We start from the raw sequence: 19407 nt of genomic DNA on the forward strand, positions 1-19407 counted from the left end.
CCCTGCCGGGGGTCAGCAGGTGGGCAGGCCCGGCAGCGGCTTGTCGTTGTCGCCGCCCTTGATGTAGACGTCGCTGACGAACACGTTCGTGTTGCCGCTGTCGTCGTCCGTCTTGGCCCACCAGACGTTCGTCCACCGGCCGTACGTCTCGCGGCGGCCCAGGTTCTGCTGGCAGTAGAAATAGTTCGTGCCCGCGTTCAGCGTGCCTGCCTCGGCGCCGCCCGCCGTGTACGACTTCGCGGTGCGCCACACGTCGCAGTTGTACTTGCCGCCGCCCGCCGGGTGGCAGACGGGATCCGGCGCGGTGCCGCCACCGCCGCCGTCCCCCGAGCCTCCTGAGCCGTCCGCACCGCCGTCGGTCGGCTTGGTGGTGGGGTCGGGGCGCGAGGAGGACGTGTCGTCGCCCCCGCCCTTGCCGCCCTTGTCGCGGTCCTCGGCGCCCGCGCCGTCCTTGCCGGTGCCCTCGGCGTCACCGGAGGGCTTCGCGTCCGGCTCGCGGGTCTTCTTGTCGCCCTGCTCCGAGGGCTTGGGGCGCTTCGACTCGCCGCCGAGCGGGCCGTTGCTGCCGTCGTCCGCGGTCGAGCCCGCACGCCCCGGGTTCACGTCCTCGCGCGCCTGCGTGCCGCTGTCGCCCCTGGAGTTGAGGAAGGCCACCGCGCCTCCGGTCACCGCGAGGACCACGGCCACGGCAGCGGCGGCGAGCACCACGCGGCCCCGGCGCGGGCGCGGGGCGGAACGGGTCTCGGCGAGGCCCGCGGGCGCGGCGCCCTGCTGTCCCACCTGGTGCTCCACCTGCTGCCCCAGGAAGGGCCCGGGCGGTGGGGCCGGAGCGGGGTCCGGGACGGGAGCCGGCGCCTGCGCCATCGCGGAGGGCGGGCCGAAGCCCGGCGGGGGTCCGCTCGGGATGCTGCGCTCCGTGCCCCCGTACACCCCGGGGCCACCGAAGTCCCCGGGTGCCGCCCCGCCCGCCGCCACCCCGGCCAGCAGCCGCCGCGCGGCGTCCGCGTCGGGGCGCGCCTTCGGGTCCTTGTGCATGAGCTGCTGCAGGACGGGCGTGAGGAACCCCGAGCGCCGCGGCTCGGGCAGCGGGTCGGCGACGATCGCGGTGAGCGTGGACCACGTCGACGTACGCCGGAAGGGCGAGGAGCCCTCCACCGCGGCGTACAGGGTCGCGCCGAGCGCCCAGACGTCGGAGGCGGGGCCCGGGTCGTTGCCCTGGGCTCGCTCGGGCGCCAAGTAGTCCAGCGAGCCGACCAGTTCGCCGCTGCGGGTGAGGTGGGTGGACGAGCCGTCGCCCGGGTCGTCCATCGTGGCGATGCCGAAGTCGGTGAGGACGACGCGGCCGCCGGTACCCAGGAGGATGTTGCCGGGCTTCACGTCGCGGTGCAGGACGCCCACGGCGTGCGCCGCGGCCAGGGCCTCCATGACCTTGGCGCCGATCCCCGCGGCCTCGCGGGGGTCGAGGGTGCCGCGGTCGCGCAGCACGTCGTCCAGGGAGGGGCCGTCGACGAGCTCCATCACGATCAGCGGGCGGCCCTCGACCTCCGCCACGTCGTGCACGGCGACCACTCCGGGGTGACGCACCCGGGCGGCCGCGCGGGCCTCGCGCTGCATCCGCAGGCGCAGATCGGCCAGTTCGAGCCCGCCCGCGTCCGTGTACGTGCGCAGTTCCTTGACCGCGACCTCGCGGTGCAGCACCTCGTCCATGGCGCGCCACACGACGCCCATGCCGCCGCGCCCCAGCTGCGCCACGACGCGATAGCGCCCGGCGAGGAGCCTGCCGACCCCGCCCGTCTGTTCCTGATCCCCCGAAGACACCGCTGCCCCGTTCCTGCGACACCACGTTCTGTGGCGTACAGACTACGGGGCAGCGGTGACAATCAGTGGCCGGTGTTACTTGCCCGACACCGTGAGGTCGCCGCGGCGCGGTCCCGCGAAGCCCTGCAGCCGGGCCAGCGTCAGGCCGGTGAGCCGGGTCACCTCGCCGGCGTCGAGGGCGCCGCAGTCCAGGCCGCGCAGCAGATACCCGGCGAGCGCCTTGGCGGTGGCGGGCTCGTCGGCCACGTCGCCGCCCTCGTGGTGCCCCGCGTAGGCGGCCAGGCGCGCGGCGGCCGCCTCGAAGCCCTCGCGGTAGAAAGCGAACACGGCGGCGTAGCGCGTGGGGATGTGGCCGGGGTGCATGTCCCAGCCCTGGTAGTAGGCGCGGGCCAGGGCGCGCCGGGTGAGGCCGTAGTGCAGCCGCCAGGCGTCGTGGACCTTCGCGGTGGAGCCGACCGGCAGGACGTTGGTGGAGCCGTCGCAGACGCGCACTCCGGTGCCCGCGGCGGCGACCTGCATGACGGCCTTGGCGTGGTCGGCGGCCGGGTGGTCGCTGGCCTGGTAGGCGGCGCTGACGCCGAGGCAGGCGCTGTAGTCGAAGGTGCCGTAATGCAGGCCGGTGGCGCGGCCCTCGGCGGCCTGGACCATCCGGGCGACGGCGGCGGTGCCGTCGGTGGCGAGGATGGACTGGCTGGTCTCGATCTGGATCTCGAAGCCGATCCGGCCGCGCTCCAGACCGCGCGCCTTCTCGAACTCCTCCAGGAGCCGCACCATCGCGGTGACCTGCTCGGGGTAGGTCACCTTGGGCAGCGTCAGGACGAGGCCGTCGGGCAGGCCGCCCGCCTCCATGAGGCCGGACAGGAAGACGTCGAGGGTGCGGATGCCGCGGTCGCGGACCGCCTCCTCCATGCACTTCATGCGGATGCCCATGTACGGGGCCGCGGTGCCGTTCTTGTAGGCCTCGGCGACCAGGCGGGCCGCGCGGGCGGCGTCCTGGTCCTCGTCGGCGCCCTTGTAGCCGTCCTCGAAGTCGATGCGCAGGTCTTCAACGGGCTCGCGCTCCAGCTTGGCGCGCACGCGCGTGTAGACGGCCTCGGCGAGGTCGTCGCCCAGGCCGAGGACCGAGGCGAAGGAGGCGGCGTCCGGGGCGTGCTCGTCGAGCATCGCCAGGGCCTTGTCGCCCCAGGTCCGGATGGAGTCGGCGGCGAACTGCTCGCCGGGGACGTACACGGTGTGGACGGGCTGGCGCGTGCCCGGGTCTCCGGGGTAACGGCGCTCCAGCTCCGCGTCCACCGGGGCGAGGGAAGCGCTGATGCCCTCGCTGACCGCGCCGGCGAGGCTCGTTGCCACCTTCTCTTGCTGACCCATTCCCGCATCCTCCACACGCTCGGTGCCGCGCCCGGCATTTCCGCTCCACGGAATCAACAATCCGTATGGCGAAGTTATCCGTGACCTTCGTGCTGGTCAACACCCTCTCGCGTCCTGGACCCGTCCCCGACCACGGGAGTTCACGCGCGTCCCGGATCCTTCTCCAGCCGTCCCGGATCCTGTCCGGCTGTCTCAGATCCTGCTTCCGCACGCGCACGCGCGCACCCCATCCTGACCGCGCGCCCCGAACCGAAGGAGACCGTGTGCCCACCGACTCCCGTGTCACGCGCCGCTTTGGACTGCGGACCGTCTTCGCGGCCGCCGCCGCGCTTCCCCTGTTCAGCACGGCGCTGTCGGCCGGACCTGCGAGCGCCGTGGAGCGACCGGGCCGCCGCCTTGAGGTCATGTCGTTCAACCTCCGCTACGCGAGCGCCACTCCGCCCCACACCTGGGCCGACCGCCGCCCGGTCACCCGGGAGCTGCTGCGCCGCGCGAGGCCGCACGTCATCGGCACCCAGGAAGGCCTCTACCAGCAGGTGCGGGACATCGCGGCCGACCTCGGCCCGCACTACGACTGGATCGGCACCGGCCGCGCGGGCGGCAGCCGCGACGAGTTCATGACCGTCTACTACGACACCCGCAGGCTGGCCCCGGTCGAGTACGACCACTTCTGGCTCTCGGACACCCCGGACGTCATCGGGTCCAACACCTGGGGCGGCGGCTCCATACGCATGGTCACCCGGGTCCGCTTCCACGACCTGCGCACGGACCAGGAGCTGTACGTCCTCAACACCCATCTGGACAACGCCTCCCAGTACGCACGCGCGCGTGCCGCGTCCCTGATCGTCGAACGCGCGGGGCACCTCGACCCGTCCCTGCCGCTCGTCGTGACGGGCGACTTCAACGTGGCCGCGCACAAGAACCCGGTCTACGAGACGCTCCTGGGCGCCGGGCTCATCGACACCTGGGACGCCGCGGACCGGCGCAGCAAGGCGTACGCCACCTTCCACGGCTACAAGCCGCTCACCCCGGACGGCGACCGCATCGACTGGATCCTCGCGACGCGCGGGACCCGCGTCCACGAGGCGTCGATCAACACCTTCTCCCTGGACGGGCAGTTCCCGAGCGACCACCTGCCCGTACAGGCGAGCCTGACGCTGTGACGCGCGAAGGCCCCCGGCCCCGCGGCGTGCGGGAACGGGGGCCTCGGGCGATCGACGAGCTCAGCCCTTGCGGGACTTGACCTCTTCGGTGAGCTGCGGGACGACCTCGAAGAGGTCGCCGACCACGCCGTAGTCGACCAGGTCGAAGATCGGGGCCTCGGCGTCCTTGTTGATGGCCACGATGGTCTTCGAGGTCTGCATGCCGGCGCGGTGCTGGATCGCGCCGGAGATGCCGGAGGCGATGTACAGCTGCGGGGAGACCGACTTACCGGTCTGGCCCACCTGGTTGGAGTGCGGGTACCAGCCGGCGTCGACCGCGGCACGCGAGGCGCCGACGGCGGCACCGAGCGAGTCGGCGAGGTTCTCGATGATCGAGAAGTTCTCGGCGCCGTTCACGCCACGGCCGCCGGAGACCACGATCGCGGCCTCGGTCAGCTCGGGGCGGCCCGTCGACTCGCGCGGGGTGCGCGAGACGACCTTGGTGCCGGTGGCCTTCTCGGAGAAGGAGACCGAGAGCGCCTCGACGGCGCCGGCGGCCGGGGCGGGCTCCACGGCGGCCGAGTTCGGCTTGACCGTGATGACCGGGGTGCCGTTGGAGACACGGGACTTGGTGGTGAAGGAGGCGGCGAACGCGGACTGCGTGGCCACCGGGCCCTCGTCGCCGGCCTCGAGGTCGACGGCGTCCGTGATGATGCCGGACTTGATGCGGACCGCGAGGCGGGCCGCGATCTCCTTGCCCTCGGCGGACGACGGGACGAGCACGGCGGCCGGGGAGACGGCCTCGTACGCGGCCTGGAGCGCGTCCACCTTCGGTACGACGAGGTAGTCGGCGAACTCGGGGGCGTCCGCGGTGAGGACCTTGACGGCGCCGTGCTCGGCGAGCGCGGCGGCGGTGTCGGCGGCGCCGTTGCCCAGCGCGACGGCGACGGGCTCGCCGATGCGGCGGGCCAGGGTCAGCAGCTCCAGGGTGGGCTTGCGGACGGCGCCGTCCACGTGGTCGACGTAGACGAGAACTTCAGCCATGGGACTTCAATCTCCTGCTTGATGCGAAGGTCTTGGGAGCGGCAACGGGGCGACTGGAGCTCAGATGAACTTCTGGCCCGCGAGGCTGTGTCTAAATGAACTTCTGCTCCGCAAGGAAGGCGGCGAGCTGCTTGCCGCCCTCGCCCTCGTCCTTGACGATCGTGCCGGCCGTGCGGGCCGGACGCTCGGCGGCGGAGTCGACCTTGGTCCAGGCACCCTCGAGGCCGACCTCTTCGGCGTCGATGTCCAGGTCGTCCAGGTCGAGCGACTCCACCGGCTTCTTCTTGGCGGCCATGATGCCCTTGAAGGACGGGTAACGGGCCTCGCCCGACTGGTCCGTCACCGACACGACGGCCGGCAGGGAGGCCTCCAGCTGCTCGCTGGCGGTGTCGCCGTCACGGCGGCCCTTGACGACACCGTCCTCGACCGAGACCTCGGACAGCAGCGTGACCTGCGGGACGCCCAGGCGCTCCGCGAGGATCGCCGGCAGCACGCCCATGGTGCCGTCGGTCGAGGCCATACCGGCGATGACCAGGTCGTAACCGGTCTTCTCGATGGCCTTGGCGAGCACCAGCGAGGTGCCCATCACGTCGGTGCCGTGCAGGTCGTCGTCCTCGACGTGGACGGCCTTGTCGGCACCCATGGAGAGCGCCTTGCGGAGCGCGTCCTTGGCGTCCTCGGGGCCGACGGTCAGCACGGTGATCTCCGCGTCGTCCGCCTCGTCGGCGATCTGCAGTGCCTGCTCGACCGCGTACTCGTCGAGTTCCGAAAGGAGGCCGTCGACGTCGTCGCGGTCGACGGTCAGGTCATCGGCGAAGTGCCGGTCGCCGGTGGCGTCGGGCACGTACTTCACACAGACAACGATCCTCAAGCTCACGCCGGCTCTCCTACTGCATCGTCTTAACTGGGCTGCTGCCTTGGTTCATGGCCACTGCCTTCTTGCAGGCAGCATAGGCGCCTGAAGCGGCGGATCCCGGTCGGGGCGGCCCGCGCTCCGATCGAAATATTACTCATGAGTACACCCAGTTCATTCCCACTAAGCAAGCGCTTTGAACTGTGACCTTCCCAACGCTCCGTAATCGACCGGAGCGCCGGTCCGCCGGGAACTCTCAGTCGCGCAGAGCGTTGAAGCGCCCCTGGTGGTACAGGAGCGGGCGGCCCTCGCCCGCGGGGTCGCCGTCGACGACCTCCGCGAGCACCAGACGGTGGTCGCCCGCGGGCACGCGCGCCACGATCCGGCAGACCAGCCACGCCAGCGCGCCGTCGAGCACGGGCACCCCTTCGGGCCCCTCGCGCCAGCTCGTGGGCGCGCCGAAGCGGTCGGCGCCGCTGCGGGCGAAGGTGGCGGCCAGCTCCTGCTGGTGCTCGCCGAGTATGTGGACGCCGACGTGCGCGGCCTCGGAGACCGTGGGCCAGCTGGAGGCGCCGGTGCCGATGCCGAACGAGATCATCGGCGGCTCGGCCGAGACGGAGGTGAGCGAGGTGGCGGTGAAGCCGACGGGGCGCGAGCCCTGCGCGGCAGTGATCACCGCGACCCCCGCGGCGTGTCGCCGGAAGACCGAGCGCAGCAGATCGGGGGCGGTGGGCCGGGAGGTGCCGAGGGCGGTCGATGCCGTCATGGAATTGTCCTTCTGCCGGAGGTGCGAACCAGGTCGTCGGTGCTCAGCAGTGCCGACAGCGCGCGCTGGCATGGCGGGCGAGGTCGACGTGGACGCGCTCGTACAGAAGGAGGTCCCGAGGCATGGATGCAGGCTCGCGACAGATGGCACATGCAGTCAAGTGCATTCCGTGAGATGAAAGAAGGATCACTGCCGCACCGCCGGGTCGTGCGCCGTGACCTGCGCGGCAGCCGCTCACACTGCCTCGCCCAGAGCGGCGATGACATCGGCCTTGCGGGGCTGCCCGACGGCGCGCCGCACCACGCGGCCGTCCCCGTCCAGGACGAGCACGGTCGGGGTCTTCAGGACGCGCAGCTCGCGTACGAGTTCCAGGCGATCCTCGGCGTCGATCTCCACGTGGGAGACGCCCGGGACCATCGCGGCGACGTCCGCGAGAACTCTGCGGGTGGCGCGGCAGGGCTGACAGAAGGCGCTGGAGAACTGCACGAGCGTGGCCCGCTCCCCCAGCGCTCCGCCGATGTCCGCCGCGCCGAGCCGTTGCCCGGTGTCGCGTCCTCGCACCACTTGCCTCCCGCCCCGACGCCCTGATCCCGTACGCCGTACCCATTCGCTCCTCCGTACAGCGCTCACACGTCCGCAAAGATTCCGACGTGACGAGAATCTCCCGGATCCGCGGCACCAAGGGTGGCCAGCCGTCCGTTGATGGGGCACGATCTGCAAAACGCCGAAAACCTACGGCTGCGTAACTTTCCCGCCGGGAGCCCCCTCCCCAGGCAGAAACGAAGGGCCCTCCCCACCCATGGCAGAGCTTGTCTACCGTCCGGTCATCGGTGCCGCCAAAACCCTGTTCAAGGCATGGGACCTGAAGATCGACTGCAAGGGGTCGGAGAACATCCCACGCTCCGGCGGTGCGGTCCTGGTCAGCAACCACATCAGTTACCTCGACTTCATCTTCGACGGCCTCGCCGCCCTGCCGCAGAAGCGCCTGGTGCGCTTCATGGCGAAGGAGTCGGTGTTCCGCCACAAGATCTCCGGGCCGCTGATGCGCGGGATGAAGCACATCCCCGTCGACCGCAAGCAGGGCGAGGCGGCCTACGCCCACGCCCTGGACTCGCTGCGCTCCGGGGAAATCGTCGGCGTCTTCCCCGAGGCGACGATCTCGCAGTCCTTCACGCTGAAGACCTTCAAGTCGGGCGCCGCCCGCCTGGCCCAGGAGGCCGGGGTGCCGCTCATCCCGATGGCCCTGTGGGGCACGCAGCGGCTGTGGACCAAGGGGCACCCGCGCAACTTCAAGCGCAGCCACCTGCCGATCACGATCCGCGTCGGCGAGCCGGTGGAGGCCCCCAAGGACCAGTACGCGGGCGCGATCACCCGGCGCCTGCGCGAGCGCTGCCAGGAGCTCCTGGAGGCCGCGCAGCGCGCCTATCCGGTGCGCCCCAAGGGCCCGGACGACACGTGGTGGATGCCGGCGCACCTCGGCGGCACGGCGCCGACCCCCGCCGAGGTGAAGGCCGCCGAGGCGGGCTGAACCAGCCCCTTACTCCGGTGCGCGGAGCGCGATCCGCGCACCGGGGCTGAACTTCTCCAGGAGCTCGGCGAGTTCGGCGCCCGCCGCCTCGAGACCGGCCTGCGGGCCCATGCCCTCGAGCAGGAAGATCGCGTTCACCGACTCCTCGGTGAGGCGGGTGCGCGGGCCCTGGCGCCAGTTCCAGCGGCGGCAGGTGACGCCCTGGTCGTCGCACCACACGACCTCGCCGGCGTCCGGGTGCTCGACGACCGCCTCCCCCGCGGCCGCGGTGACGAAGTCCTCGTCGCCCGTGGCCCGCACCAGGCGCATGCCTCCCTTGATCAGGTCCAGGTCCTCGCCGCCGACCGGGATCAGATGGGCCACGCTGATCGCGTTGTAGAGGTCGACGAGGGTGTTGATGCGGGGCAGACCGCCGTCCGCGAGGGCCCGCTTGGCGAGCGCCTCGGCGGAGTTTCGGGTGCGCGAGGGCTTCGCGCCGAACGCCGTGTACGCGGCGCGCCAGGCGGCCATGTGCGGGTCCTCGTGCGGCGCGCGCCCGTCCAGGCGTACGGCCAGTCGCCGCGCCGCCTCGTCGAGGAGGGCCGAAGTGGCGTCGGTGCTGGGCCCGTTGAGGAGTCCGTACGCCTCGACGGCGACGTGGGTGAAGCCGGGCGCGAGGGTGCGCACCTCGTCGGAGACGGTGAGCGTGAGTGGCGCGTGAGGCGCATGTGTCATCGGGATGCCTTGCTGCGTCGGGGCGGGCCTCGTCGGGCGGGGCTGGTCAGAGCGCGTCGGGAAGGTGCTCCCACAGGTACGGCCTGTCCGGGGCCTCCTTCATGACGCGCAGGACCGCCGGATGCGGTGCAGCATAGAGTACTGGATAGTCCATCTCGTTGTACTCGGCGTCGGGCACCCAGGCCAGCCGCTCCCCGGCCAGCGAGAACTGGGCGTCGACGCCCGGCTTGTTCCCCCGGCAGTCCTGCCGGTGCCAACTCCCGTGGAAACGCACGGCGATGAGCCCGTGCACGCAGTGCCCGCTCCCCGCGTCATGGGTCAGCCGCTGGTAGGCGAGCGCGGTCGGGATGTCCTCGGCCCGCAGCAGCGCGGCCAGCGCGTGGGCCTTGGCGTGGCAGATGCCGGTGCCCTGCGCGAGGACGTCGGAGGCGCGCCAGGTGACGCGCATGTCGCCGCTGTCGGCGGAGTGCGGGATGGTGTCGCGCACGAACTCATAGGCGGCCTGCGCGTATACGTATGAATCCGCCGCCTTGTCGGCGAGGCGTGCGGCGGTCTCGCGTACGAGCGGGTGGTGATGATCGACGACCTCGTCGGCGGCCAAGTAGGCGGACAGGTCAGAGCTCTCCTGGATCAGCTGCATGCCACGGGAGCATAGGAATACGACCGACCGCAAGTCAATGACTTTACGATCAGCCGTATACCTATGCAGCTATGCGGAGGGCGCCACCGCGGCGGCGGTCAGCGCGCCATCTCCTCCTTGAGCGCCGCGAGGAACCCGTCGACGTCCTCCTCGCGCGTGTCGAACGCGCACATCCAGCGGACGTCGCCCGCCGCCTCGTCCCAGAAGTAGAAGCGGTACCGCTTCTGCAGGCGCTCGCTCACGTCGTGCGGCAGGCGCGCGAAGACGGCGTTGGCCTGGACGGGGTAGAGGATCTCCACGCCGTGCACGGAGCGGACGCCCTCGGCCAGGCGCTGCGCCATCTCGTTGGCGTGCCGGGCGTTGCGCAGCCACAGGTCCTTGGCGAGCAGGGCCTCCAACTGCACGGACACGAAACGCATCTTGGAGGCGAGCTGCATGGACATCTTGCGCAGGTGCTTCATGTGGCGCACCGCGTCCTGGTTGATGACCACGACGGCCTCGCCGAACAGCGCGCCGTTCTTGGTGCCGCCCAGCGAGAGGATGTCCACGCCGACCGCGTTGGTGAACGTCCGCATCGGGACGTCGAGAGCGGCCGCCGCGTTGGCTATCCGCGAGCCGTCCAGGTGCACCTTCATGCCGAGCTGGTGCGCGTGGTCGCAGATCGCGCGGATCTCCTCGGGCGTGTACAGCGTGCCCAGTTCGGTGTTCTGCGCGATCGAGACGACCTGCGGCATCGCACGGTGCTCGTCGTCCCAGCCGAACGCCTGCCTGTCGATCAGCTCGGGGGTGAGCTTGCCGTCGGGCGTGGGCACCGTGAGCAGCTTGATGCCGGCCATGCGCTCGGGGGCGCCGCCCTCGTCCACATTGATGTGCGCGGACTCGGCGCAGATCACCGCGCCCCAGCGGTCGGTGACCGCCTGGAGCGCGACGACGTTGGCGCCCGTGCCGTTGAACACCGGGAACGCCTCGGCGGTGGCGCCGAAGTGACCCCGGATCACCTGCTGGAGGTGATCGGTGTAGTCGTCTTCTCCGTACGCGATCTGGTGGCCGCCGTTGGCGAGCGCCAGGGCGGCCATCACCTCCGGGTGCGCGCCCGCGTAGTTGTCGCTCGCGAAGCCGCGGACGTCGGGGTCGTGATGACGCCGGGCATCGGTCTTCGGAGGGTTCACGGCTTCTCGGTCAGCCACAGGCGGTTTCCGTTCACTTCCCCGGCGGGCCGCTCCCAGACGCCCGCGATGGCCTCGGCCAGTTCCTTGACGTCCGTGAAGCCCGCGAACTTCGCGTTGGGCCGCTCCGCGCGCATCGCGTCGTGCACCAACGCCTTGACCACCAGGATGGCAGCCGCCGCGCGCGGCCCGTCCTCGCCCCCCGCCTTGCGGAAGGCGTCCGCGAGGGCGAGCGTCCAGGCCTCGGCCGCCGCCTTGGAGGCCGCGTACGCCGCGTTGCCCGCGGTCGGCTTGGACGCGCCCGCCGCGCTGATGAGCAGATAGCGGCCGCGGTCGCTGCGCCGCAGACCGTCCTCGAAGGCGAGGGAGGTGTGCTGCACGGTGCGGATCAGGAGCTTTTCGAGCAGGTCCCAGTCGGCGAGGTCGGTCTCGGCGAAGCTGGCACTGCCGCGCCAGCCGCCGACGAGGTGGACCAGGCCGTCGATCCGCCCGAACTCCTTCTCCGTGCGCGTCGCCCACTCACGGGCGGCGTCCAGGTCGAGGAGGTCGACCGTGTCACCGACGACGGTGGCCCCGCCGTGCGCGTACCGCGCGGCGTCCACCGCTTCCGCGAGGCGCGCCGCGTCGGCGTCCGACGCCACGACGGTGGCTCCTGCCTCGGCCAGCCTCAGCAGGGTGGCCCGCCCGGCCGGTCCGGCCGCCCCTGCCACCGCGATCACGGCTCCATCGAGTGCGGACATGGTCCTCGCCTCCTCCTGGCGGCCGCTCACGCGGCGACCTTCTCGGCGTTCGTGGAAGCGGTGATCCCCTTGGTGGAGGCGATCACGTTCTTCAGCTTCTTGGAGAGCGCCTCATAGAACATGCTGAGCGGAAACTCGTCGGGAAGCACCTCGTCGACGAGTTTGCGCGGCGGCAGCGAGGTGTCCAGGGCGTCGGGGCCCTTGGCCCAGCGCGACCCGGGGTGCGGGGCGAGATAGCGGGAGACCAGGTCGTACGCGGCGAACCAGTGGACCAGCTTCGGGCGGTCGATGCCGGCCCGGTAGAGGTCCTCGATCTCGCCGCACAGCTGGTTGGTGATCTGCGGCGCGCGCTCCCAGTCGATCCTGAGCTGGTTGTCGGTCCAGCGGACCACGTCGTGCTTGTGGAGGTAGGCGAAGAGCAGCTGGCCGCCGAGCCCGTCGTAGTTCTTGACGCGGTCGCCGGTGACCGGGAAGCGGAACATCCGGTCGAAGAGGACGGCGTACTGCACGTCACGCGCCTGAGGGACGCCCTCGGCCTCCAGCTTCACGGCCTCCTTGAAGGCGGTGAGGTCGCAGCGCAGCTCCTCCAGGCCGTACATCCAGAACGGCTGGCGCTGCTTGATCATGAAGGGGTCGAAGGGCAGGTCGCCGTGGCTGTGGGTGCGGTCGTGGACCATGTCCCACAGGACGAACGCCTGCTGGCAGCGGTCCTGGTCGCCGACCATCGCCCGGATGTCGTCGGGCAGTTCGAGCCCGAGGAGGTCCACGGCGGCCTCGGTGACGCGGCGGAAGCGGGCCGCCTCGCGGTCGCAGAAGATGCCGCCCCAGGAGAAGCGCTCGGGGGCCTCGCGCACGGCGATCGTCTCGGGGAAGAGGACGGCCGAGTTCGTGTCGTACCCGGCGGTGAAGTCCTCGAAGGTGATGCCGCAGAACAGCGGGTTGTCGTAGCGCGTGCGCTCCAGCTCGGCCAGCCAGTCGGGCCAGACCATGCGCAGCACGACCGCCTCGAGGTTGCGGTCGGGGTTGCCGTTCTGCGTGTACATCGGGAAGACGACCAGGTGCTGCAGGCCGTCCTCGCGGTGCGCCGCGGGCTGGAAGGCCAGCAGCGAGTCCAGGAAGTCCGGCACCTCGAAACCGCCCGCGGCCCAGCGGCGCAGGTCCGCGACGAGCGCCTGGTGGTACGCGGCGTCGTGCGGCAGGAGCGGGGCGAGCTGCTCGACCGCGGAGATCACGCGGTCCACGGCCAGCTCGGCGACGGACTTCGCGGGAGCGCCGTCGGCCGTGAAGTCGATGGAGCCGTCCGCGGACTGCCAGGGCCTGATCTCTTCCACGGCATCCTTGAGCACCGGCCACGCCGGGTGGTCCACCACCCGCCCACCAGCGGAAGGAACCGCACCCTCCGTACCCGCCTGCACAAGAATTTCCGTCATGACCCATCCTCCACGGGAGAACCTCGCGTAAGGACACCGTATGCATGCGAGGTTCTCCGCGACAAGAGGGACCTCGGGAAATTATCCTGTGCCACCCCCTGCTCCACCGCTGTTTTTCCTGCCCCCTGCCACGGAAGCGATGGCTTCTGTCACATTTGCCACCGCCCGCCCCGCCTCGGGCAGCAGGTCGGGGAAGCCGAGGAAGCCGTGGAACATCTCCGGGTAGTGGGCCAGGGCGACCTCCACGCCGGCGGCCCGCAGGCGCTGTGCGTAGGCGACCCCCTCGTCACACAGCGGATCGCAGCCCGCGGTGACGACGTGCGCGGGCGGCAGTCCGGCGAGGTCGGCGGCCCGCAGCGGCGAGGCGAGGGGGTGCGTTCCGTCGCCGTCGGGGCCAAGGTACTGCTGCCAGAACCAGCGCATGTGCGCGGCGGTCAGGAAGTAGCCCTCGGCGTTCTCCCGGTAGGAGGCCGTGTCCTGGGCGGCGTCGAGCACGGGATAGATCAGCACCTGCAGCGCGACGGCGGGCCCTCGCAGGTCCCGCGCCCTGAGGGCCGCGGCGGTGGCGAGCCCGCCGCCGCTGCTGTCCCCCGCGGTGACGAGCGCCCCCGGGGCGCCGCCGAGTGCCGCGCACTCGGCGGCCGCCCAGCACAGCGCCGCGTACGCGTCGTCGACGGCCGCGGGGAAGCGGTGCTCGGGGGCCAGGCGGTACGCGACGGAGACCACGGCGGCCCCCGCCCGCGCGCACAGGCCGCGGGCCGTGGCGTCGTGGGAGTCGAGACCGCACAGGGTGTAGCCGCCGCCGTGGAAGAAGACGACGGTCGGGCGCGGGGCCGGGAAGCCGTCCGGGTCCGGCAGGTAGACGCGTACGGGGAGGTCGGGCGCGTCGACGGGACCCGGTATGACGCGGTCCACGACGGAGCCGACGGCGCGGGACCGCTTGGGCGGCGGCTTCGCGCGAGGCCCGGCGTCCAGCATCCGCCGGGCCTCGACGGCGTCGGTGACGGCACCGCCGACGTCCGGGAAGGCCGCGGCCAGGGCGTCGACGAGGGGGCGGGCGGCAGGGGCGAGGCGGTCCGGAGACAGGGCGAGACGGTCCGGAGACAGGGGAGGGCGCTCACTTCCTGGGCGCGGGAGTGGAGGCACGGGACGGCTCCCGCCATCCGGGGGCGGAAGCGGGGGTTTCGGGCGGGGCTCGCCTTCCGGGCACAAAAGGGGAGGCACCGGGCGGGGCTCGCCTCGCGAGCGCCGAGGCGGGGGCATCACGCGGCTCCCGCCTCCTGGGGGCGGAAGTGCGGGATGACCTTCTCGCCCCACTGCCGCAGGGTCTCCATGCATGCCTCCTGCGGGACCGTGCCCATCTGGATGAGGCACATGATCTCGTCGGCCCCCGCGTCGCGCAGGCGCTCCACGTACGCGATGGCGTCGTCGGCGGTGCCGTACGCGTGGTCGGCGTTGAACGTGGCGGTCGACGTGGGGCGTACCGGAATGTTGTGCTCGTGCAGGCGCGCGACGACCTGCTCGGCGGCCTTGCGCATCTCGGCGGCCTCGTCACCGCCCTCGACGACCGCCTCGTCGGGGATTCCGGCACCGCCGTACCAGTGGCCGATGGACTGCGCGAAGAACCGCTGCCCGCGGATGCCGACGCGCCGTGCCGTCTCGCGGTCGTCGAGCACGATCGTCGGGCAGAGCACGGAGAAGTGGTCGTTGACGACACTCGACACGAAGCGCGCGTCGGTGCGGGCCGCGATCGCCGCGTCGTACGCCGTGCGCATCGCGGCGATCGACTCGGGCCCCGCGAAGCCCATCACCAGGGCGCCGATGCCGAGTTCGGCCGCCTGGGTCAGCGTCTCGGTCCTGCTGCACGCGAGGAACAGCGGCGGGTGCGGGGTCTGCTTCGGGCGCGGCAGGATCGGGTGCGGGTCGATGTCGAGGAGCTCGCCGTGGTGCTCCAACTCCTCCTTCTCCCATGCCTTTCCGATGATCCGGAGCGCCTCCTCGACCTCCTGGGTCGTACGTTCCTTGTCCACGCCGCACAGCGATGTCTCCTGCGCCGTGCCGCCGCGGCCCGCGCCCAGGTCGAGCCGGCCGCCGGAGAGCAGGTCCAGCATGGCGGCGCGCTCGGCGACCCGCGCGGGGTGGTTGAAGTTGAACGGCATGCAGACGACGCCGTGTCCGACCCTGATGGTGCTGGTGCGCGCGGCCACCCAGGTCAGGAAGATTTCCGGTGCGCTCATGTGCGCGTACCACTTGAGAGAGTGGTGCTCGACCGCCCAAACGCGGTCGAAACCCATCTCTTCGGCGAAAACCGCCTGTTCGACACTGTCGCGAATGACCTGGTGCTCGCGCTCGACGGTCGGGTCGGCGAGCTGCGCCTCGAAGATGACGGAGAACTTCACGTGCCCTCCAGGGAGTTGTGCCGTACGGCATGGCCCTTGTTTCGATTAGTCATATGACTAGTCGTCAGGTTGTGAAGCCGCAAGGGATACCGCGAGGGAACTTCGCGGGCGCCCGGATGGGTTTCGTATGCGGGGGGAACTTCGCGACGGGGGAAGGCGTTGGCAGGAGGACGCGCGGACCACGCGCGGCACAGGTAACGGGTAGCCGAGGTGGCACGGATGGCGATGTGGGACCGGATCAAGGACCAGGCCAAGGGTCTGCAGCAGTCGCAGGGGGCGCGCGGCTCCGGCGGGCACGGCCTCCCGGGGTCGAGGTCGGGGTCGGGTTCCGGCGGGGGCTCGAAGGCTCAGCTCGTGGGTCTGCTCAAGACCCAGCTCACCTCCCTCAAGACGGAGCTCAAGAGCGGTGCCTACCGTGACGCCACCATGGCCATGTGCGCCTTGGTCGCGGCCGCCGACGGGTCGGTCGACCCGGCCGAGCGCCAGCACGTCGAGTCGCTCATCCTGCAGAACGACGTCCTGCAGAACTTCCCGCCGGACCAGCTGCGCCAGCGGTTCAACAAGCACGTCGACCAGCTGACGTTCAACTTCCAGCAGGGCAAGACCGAGGCCATGCAGGAGATCGCCAAGGCGGCGAAGAAGCAGGTGGAGGCCAAGGCGGTCGTGCAGACCGGCTTCGTCGTCGCGGGCGCGGACGGGTACATCGCCCCGGCCGAGGAGCAGGTCCTGCGCGAGGCGTGCCAGGCGCTCGGCGTCTCCCCGCAGGAGTTCGGCCTCTGATTCACGGCCGATCACGGCTGATCTTCACGGCTGGTCACGGCTGATCGCAGCCGGTCGCCGCTGACCGCAGCCGGTCGCCGCTGACCGTAGCCGGTCGTGGCTGACCGCAGCGTCGAGTCCGGCCTCCGCACGAGTGGCGGGGGCCGGACCCGTGATCAGGCGTCCGCGACGGCGGGTGCGGCGCCGACACCCAGCAGGCCGAGGAAGGCGGCGGCCGCGGGTGACGGGGCGAACCGGCTCCAGACGAGGCGCTCCTCCCGTACCGGCCCGTCGGTGACCGGCACGGTCCGCAGGCCGTGCAGTTCGGCGGCGAACGCCGCGGGCAGCAGGGCGACGCCCAGTCCGTGGCGGACCAGACGGGACATGAGCTCGACGCCGGAGACCTCGAAGGCGACCTCGCGCCGCAGGCCCGCCGCCGTGAACGCCTCGTCCGACTGGGCGCGGGCGGCACTGCCGTCGGCGAAGTCCACGAAGACCTCGTCGGCGAGAAGACGGATGTCCACCTCCCGCTCCGCGGCCAGCGGGTGGTCCGGGGCGACCACGGCGACGTGCCGCCCGTGGGCGAGTTCCTGGTCGCGGACGCCCTGCGCCCGGAACCCTGGCGGCACGCCGATGAAGGCCGCGTCGAGCTCACCGTCGCGCACCTGCTCGACGAGCCGCTCGCTCGAACCGGCCCGCAGGCTGATCCGCACCTGGGGATAGCGCAGACGGTAGTCCCGCAGCACCGCGGGGAGGTCGGCCGCCGTCACGGTGGGGATCGCGCCGACGACCAGCTTGCCCCGTATCTCACCGGTGGCCGCCGCCACCTCCGCGCGGGCCCGTTCGGCCGCCTCCAGGGCCTGGCGGGCGGCCGGCAGGAACGCCTCCCCCGCGGCGGTCAACCGCACCCGGCGGCTGGTCCGCTCGAACAGCCGGGCACCCAACTCCTTCTCCAGGCGGGCCACCTGATGACTGAGCGCGGACTGGACGACATGGCATCGCTCGGCGGCGCGGGTGAAGCTCGCGGTGTCCGCCACCGCGAGGACGTAGCGCATCTGCTGGAGATCCATCGATGCATCGTGAATCACGATCAATGAGATGACAAAGATGCGTTGGACCGATGGATGGCGGCCGCGCGATGCTGAGGTCCACGGCGCTCCGGTGCCGCAGCCCCGGCTCCGGCCCCGATGCCAATCCCGACCCCGACCCCGAGGAGACAGTCATGCGTGTCATCGCCTTCGACCACCTCGTCCTGAACGTCGCCGACATCGAGCGTTCGCTGGACTTCTACACCGGCCCGCTGGGCCTCGAACCGGTGCGGGTGGAGGAGTGGAGGGCCGGCAAGGTGCCCTTCCCGTCCGTCCGCGTGAGCCCCACCACCATCATCGACCTCGTCTCGCCGACCGGCGGAGAGCCGAAGGGGTCGAACGTCGACCACATCTGCCTGGTGGTCGAGCCGCTCGACTGGCAACAGGTCATCGACTCCGGCGTCTTCACGGTGGTGGACGGCCCGGGCGAGCGCTTCGGCGCCCGGGGCACCGCGATCTCCGTCTACGTACAGGACCCGGACGAGAACACCGTGGAGCTGCGCTGGTACCCGCAGGACGCCTGACGGGCCCCGTGCTCAGCGGCGAAGGCCCGCTTGCAGCCGGCCCGCGAAGGTGCCCAGGCGCGTGCGGGACGAAGGACCGGGCGGGAACCTCCGCACCACCGCCCTGACGGTCGGCGGCGCCTGCGCGATGGCCCACCGGATCTCCTCGTCCCCGACGGCCGGGTCGCCGTCCGCCGCGAGTTCGCGGGCCTGCGCCAGGTACATCGCGGGTCCGAAGACGTGCTTCGTCTGGTGCGGGGTGGCCAGGGCGTGCATATAGGGGGCTCCCGCCGCGGCTCCCGCGGCGCGTGCGGCGGCCGCGGCTGCCGGATCGCCCACCTCGCGCGCGGCGGCGTAGGCAGCCCAGGCCAGAGTGCGCAGTTGCTTCGTCCGCGGCCCTCCGCGGCCGAAGGCGCGGGCGGCCTCGATCGCTTCGCAGGGGCGGGTGTCCAGGAGGGCCTTCGCCTCGAACAGCGGCAGCACGCGCTCGGCGCAGTCGACGGCGTAGAGGGTCACATGGCGGCGGTCTTCTTCACTCAGCAGTTCGTCGGCGGGCTTCAGGTCTTCGCTCATGTGCCTCGATCGTATCTTTGAAACACCGGTTGAGACTTTTCCGGCGCCTCAGCGCGGGCAACCGCGGAACAAGCCCTTCGGGCAGGCCTGTTGGCCCCATGTGTCACCGGAGCGATCCCGGGGTGGGGACCGCACCCCGATGTGCCCGGCCCCCTCGCGAAGCTTGCCGAGCACTTCCCTTCGTCATCGTCTCCAGTCCCCGCTGCTCGCCCACAGTGAGCGGACGTGGCCCAGGTGCCGTGCCATGCACTTCTCCGCGGCCTTCGCGTCGCCCGCGAGCATCAGGTCGAGGAGTTCGACGTGCTCCTCGGCCGACGGGGTCAGCTGGTCGCGCTCGTCGAGGGCGGTGAGGCCGTAGAGGCGGGAGCGCTTGCGGAGGTCGCCGACCGTCTCGACCAGGCGGTCGTTGCCGGAGAGGGCGAGCAGGGAGAGGTGGAACCGCCGGTCCGCCTCCAGGTACGCGATCAGGTCGTGGTCACGGGCGGCACGGACGATCTCCTGCGCGACCGGGCGCAACGCCTCCAGGTCCGCACGGGCGGCGCTGCGCGTGATGCGGCCGATCATGGGGACCTCGATCAGGGCGCGGATCTCGGTGTACTGGTCGAGGTCGCGCTCGTTGACCTCCGTGACCCGAAATCCCTTGTTGCGTACGGGTTCGACCAGACCCTCGCGGGCCAGGTCGAGCATCGCCTCGCGCACCGGCGTCGCCGAGATCCCGAAGTCCTCCGCCAGGGCGGGTGCCGAGTACACGCCGCCGGGGCGCAGTTCGCCGGAGATCAGGGCCGCGCGCAGGGCATGGGACACCTGGTCGCGCAGCCGCTCCCGGGTGGCGTTGAGGTCGCGGTGCTTCAGGTGCCCCATGCGGTGGTGGTCCCT

At 71.5% G+C, this 19407-nt stretch carries 20 protein-coding genes; 4 read left to right on the plus strand and 16 right to left on the minus strand.

Features of this window, described 5'->3' with window-relative positions; genetic code table 11:
* Nucleotides 1-12: 12 nt before the first annotated feature.
* Both ACZ4D5_RS15845 and ACZ4D5_RS15850 read right to left on the minus strand, forming a co-directional pair.
* Nucleotides 13-1818 carry a serine/threonine-protein kinase gene (locus tag ACZ4D5_RS15845; protein WP_467772934.1) on the minus strand — a complete coding sequence of 602 codons (1806 nt, stop codon included), beginning with the start codon at nt 1816-1818 and terminating at the stop codon, nt 13-15.
* A 75-nt stretch (nt 1819-1893) separates the two neighbouring features.
* Nucleotides 1894-3186 carry a DUF6986 family protein gene (locus ACZ4D5_RS15850; protein WP_467772935.1) on the minus strand — a complete coding sequence of 431 codons (1293 nt, stop codon included), beginning with the start codon at nt 3184-3186 and terminating at the stop codon, nt 1894-1896.
* 263 nt (nt 3187-3449) lie between these two features.
* On the opposite strand from ACZ4D5_RS15850, the gene ACZ4D5_RS15855 reads away from it, so the two are divergent.
* Nucleotides 3450-4349 carry an endonuclease/exonuclease/phosphatase family protein gene (locus ACZ4D5_RS15855; protein WP_467772936.1) on the plus strand — a complete coding sequence of 300 codons (900 nt, stop codon included), beginning with the start codon at nt 3450-3452 and terminating at the stop codon, nt 4347-4349.
* A 60-nt stretch (nt 4350-4409) separates the two neighbouring features.
* Here the strand turns inward: ACZ4D5_RS15855 and ACZ4D5_RS15860 are convergent, their stop codons facing one another.
* From ACZ4D5_RS15860 to ACZ4D5_RS15875, 4 genes are all read right to left on the minus strand, one after another.
* Nucleotides 4410-5372 (minus strand): electron transfer flavoprotein subunit alpha/FixB family protein, encoded by a 963-nt coding sequence (locus ACZ4D5_RS15860; protein WP_467772937.1) that lies wholly within the window; start codon nt 5370-5372, stop codon nt 4410-4412.
* Nucleotides 5373-5463: 91 nt separating this feature from the next.
* Nucleotides 5464-6249: an electron transfer flavoprotein subunit beta/FixA family protein gene (locus ACZ4D5_RS15865; RefSeq protein WP_467772938.1), complete on the minus strand. Its 786-nt coding sequence runs from the start codon at nt 6247-6249 to the stop codon at nt 5464-5466.
* A 232-nt stretch (nt 6250-6481) separates the two neighbouring features.
* Entirely contained in the window at nt 6482-6991 is a 510-nt protein-coding gene (locus tag ACZ4D5_RS15870) for a flavin reductase family protein (RefSeq protein WP_467772939.1), read from the minus strand.
* 234 nt (nt 6992-7225) lie between these two features.
* The gene (locus ACZ4D5_RS15875) at nt 7226-7621 is read right to left on the minus strand and encodes a TlpA family protein disulfide reductase (protein ID WP_467772940.1); all 396 of its coding nucleotides are present in this window, start codon (nt 7619-7621) and stop codon (nt 7226-7228) included.
* 169 nt (nt 7622-7790) lie between these two features.
* Between ACZ4D5_RS15875 and ACZ4D5_RS15880 the strand changes: the two genes are divergently transcribed.
* Nucleotides 7791-8519: a lysophospholipid acyltransferase family protein gene (locus tag ACZ4D5_RS15880; protein WP_362336361.1), complete on the plus strand. Its 729-nt coding sequence runs from the start codon at nt 7791-7793 to the stop codon at nt 8517-8519.
* 9 nt (nt 8520-8528) lie between these two features.
* On the opposite strand, the gene ACZ4D5_RS15885 is transcribed toward ACZ4D5_RS15880, so the two are convergent.
* From ACZ4D5_RS15885 to ACZ4D5_RS15915, 7 genes are all read right to left on the minus strand, one after another.
* Complete coding sequence (locus ACZ4D5_RS15885) at nt 8529-9233, minus strand: B3/B4 domain-containing protein (protein ID WP_467772941.1); 705 nt, start codon at nt 9231-9233, stop codon at nt 8529-8531.
* Between the two features lie 46 nt (nt 9234-9279).
* Complete coding sequence (locus tag ACZ4D5_RS15890; RefSeq protein WP_467772942.1) at nt 9280-9873, minus strand: transglutaminase domain-containing protein; 594 nt, start codon at nt 9871-9873, stop codon at nt 9280-9282.
* A 98-nt stretch (nt 9874-9971) separates the two neighbouring features.
* A complete protein-coding gene (locus ACZ4D5_RS15895; RefSeq protein WP_467772943.1) occupies nt 9972-11042 on the minus strand; it encodes a threonine aldolase family protein in 1071 nt (356 codons plus the stop codon).
* Nucleotides 11039-11779 carry an SDR family NAD(P)-dependent oxidoreductase gene (locus ACZ4D5_RS15900; protein WP_467772944.1) on the minus strand — a complete coding sequence of 247 codons (741 nt, stop codon included), beginning with the start codon at nt 11777-11779 and terminating at the stop codon, nt 11039-11041. The genes ACZ4D5_RS15895 and ACZ4D5_RS15900 overlap by 4 nt, the downstream gene beginning before the upstream one ends.
* A gap of 26 nt (nt 11780-11805) precedes the next feature.
* The gene (locus tag ACZ4D5_RS15905; RefSeq protein ID WP_467772945.1) at nt 11806-13209 is read right to left on the minus strand and encodes a DUF6421 family protein; all 1404 of its coding nucleotides are present in this window, start codon (nt 13207-13209) and stop codon (nt 11806-11808) included.
* Nucleotides 13210-13290: 81 nt separating this feature from the next.
* Nucleotides 13291-14355 carry an alpha/beta hydrolase gene (locus tag ACZ4D5_RS15910; RefSeq protein WP_467772946.1) on the minus strand — a complete coding sequence of 355 codons (1065 nt, stop codon included), beginning with the start codon at nt 14353-14355 and terminating at the stop codon, nt 13291-13293.
* 116 nt (nt 14356-14471) lie between these two features.
* Nucleotides 14472-15608 carry an LLM class flavin-dependent oxidoreductase gene (locus tag ACZ4D5_RS15915; RefSeq protein ID WP_467772947.1) on the minus strand — a complete coding sequence of 379 codons (1137 nt, stop codon included), beginning with the start codon at nt 15606-15608 and terminating at the stop codon, nt 14472-14474.
* Between the two features lie 219 nt (nt 15609-15827).
* On the opposite strand from ACZ4D5_RS15915, the gene ACZ4D5_RS15920 reads away from it, so the two are divergent.
* The gene (locus tag ACZ4D5_RS15920) at nt 15828-16388 is read left to right on the plus strand and encodes a tellurite resistance TerB family protein (RefSeq protein ID WP_467772948.1); all 561 of its coding nucleotides are present in this window, start codon (nt 15828-15830) and stop codon (nt 16386-16388) included.
* Nucleotides 16389-16543: 155 nt separating this feature from the next.
* On the opposite strand, the gene ACZ4D5_RS15925 is transcribed toward ACZ4D5_RS15920, so the two are convergent.
* Nucleotides 16544-17437 (minus strand): LysR substrate-binding domain-containing protein, encoded by an 894-nt coding sequence (locus ACZ4D5_RS15925; protein ID WP_467772949.1) that lies wholly within the window; start codon nt 17435-17437, stop codon nt 16544-16546.
* Between the two features lie 152 nt (nt 17438-17589).
* Here ACZ4D5_RS15925 and ACZ4D5_RS15930 point away from each other — a divergent pair, with 152 nt between their 5' ends.
* Nucleotides 17590-17979, plus strand: a complete 390-nt coding sequence (locus tag ACZ4D5_RS15930; RefSeq protein WP_467772950.1) for a VOC family protein — start codon at nt 17590-17592, stop codon at nt 17977-17979.
* A gap of 12 nt (nt 17980-17991) precedes the next feature.
* Here ACZ4D5_RS15930 and ACZ4D5_RS15935 read toward each other — a convergent pair whose 3' ends face one another.
* On the minus strand, nt 17992-18531 hold the full coding sequence (locus ACZ4D5_RS15935) for a putative immunity protein (protein WP_467772951.1): 540 nt from the start codon (nt 18529-18531) through the stop codon (nt 17992-17994).
* A gap of 183 nt (nt 18532-18714) precedes the next feature.
* Nucleotides 18715-19392 (minus strand): GntR family transcriptional regulator, encoded by a 678-nt coding sequence (locus ACZ4D5_RS15940; protein WP_467772952.1) that lies wholly within the window; start codon nt 19390-19392, stop codon nt 18715-18717.
* Nucleotides 19393-19407: the final 15 nt, after the last annotated feature.

Source organism: Streptomyces sp. NPDC025651, assembly GCF_055558735.1.

Coding starts and splice junctions, on each gene's coding strand:
- ACZ4D5_RS15850 (WP_467772935.1), bottom strand. CDS start 3,186: ATGGGTCAGCAAGAGAAGGTGGCAACGAGCCTCGCCGGCGCGGTCAGC.
- ACZ4D5_RS15860 (WP_467772937.1), bottom strand. CDS start 5,372: ATGGCTGAAGTTCTCGTCTACGTCGACCACGTGGACGGCGCCGTCCGC.
- ACZ4D5_RS15870 (WP_467772939.1), bottom strand. CDS start 6,991: ATGACGGCATCGACCGCCCTCGGCACCTCCCGGCCCACCGCCCCCGAT.
- ACZ4D5_RS15880 (WP_362336361.1), top strand. CDS start 7,791: ATGGCAGAGCTTGTCTACCGTCCGGTCATCGGTGCCGCCAAAACCCTG.
- ACZ4D5_RS15885 (WP_467772941.1), bottom strand. CDS start 9,233: ATGACACATGCGCCTCACGCGCCACTCACGCTCACCGTCTCCGACGAG.
- ACZ4D5_RS15890 (WP_467772942.1), bottom strand. CDS start 9,873: ATGCAGCTGATCCAGGAGAGCTCTGACCTGTCCGCCTACTTGGCCGCC.
- ACZ4D5_RS15900 (WP_467772944.1), bottom strand. CDS start 11,779: ATGTCCGCACTCGATGGAGCCGTGATCGCGGTGGCAGGGGCGGCCGGA.
- ACZ4D5_RS15905 (WP_467772945.1), bottom strand. CDS start 13,209: ATGACGGAAATTCTTGTGCAGGCGGGTACGGAGGGTGCGGTTCCTTCC.
- ACZ4D5_RS15920 (WP_467772948.1), top strand. CDS start 15,828: ATGGCGATGTGGGACCGGATCAAGGACCAGGCCAAGGGTCTGCAGCAG.
- ACZ4D5_RS15925 (WP_467772949.1), bottom strand. CDS start 17,437: ATGGATCTCCAGCAGATGCGCTACGTCCTCGCGGTGGCGGACACCGCG.
- ACZ4D5_RS15930 (WP_467772950.1), top strand. CDS start 17,590: ATGCGTGTCATCGCCTTCGACCACCTCGTCCTGAACGTCGCCGACATC.
- ACZ4D5_RS15935 (WP_467772951.1), bottom strand. CDS start 18,531: ATGAGCGAAGACCTGAAGCCCGCCGACGAACTGCTGAGTGAAGAAGAC.
- ACZ4D5_RS15940 (WP_467772952.1), bottom strand. CDS start 19,392: ATGGGGCACCTGAAGCACCGCGACCTCAACGCCACCCGGGAGCGGCTG.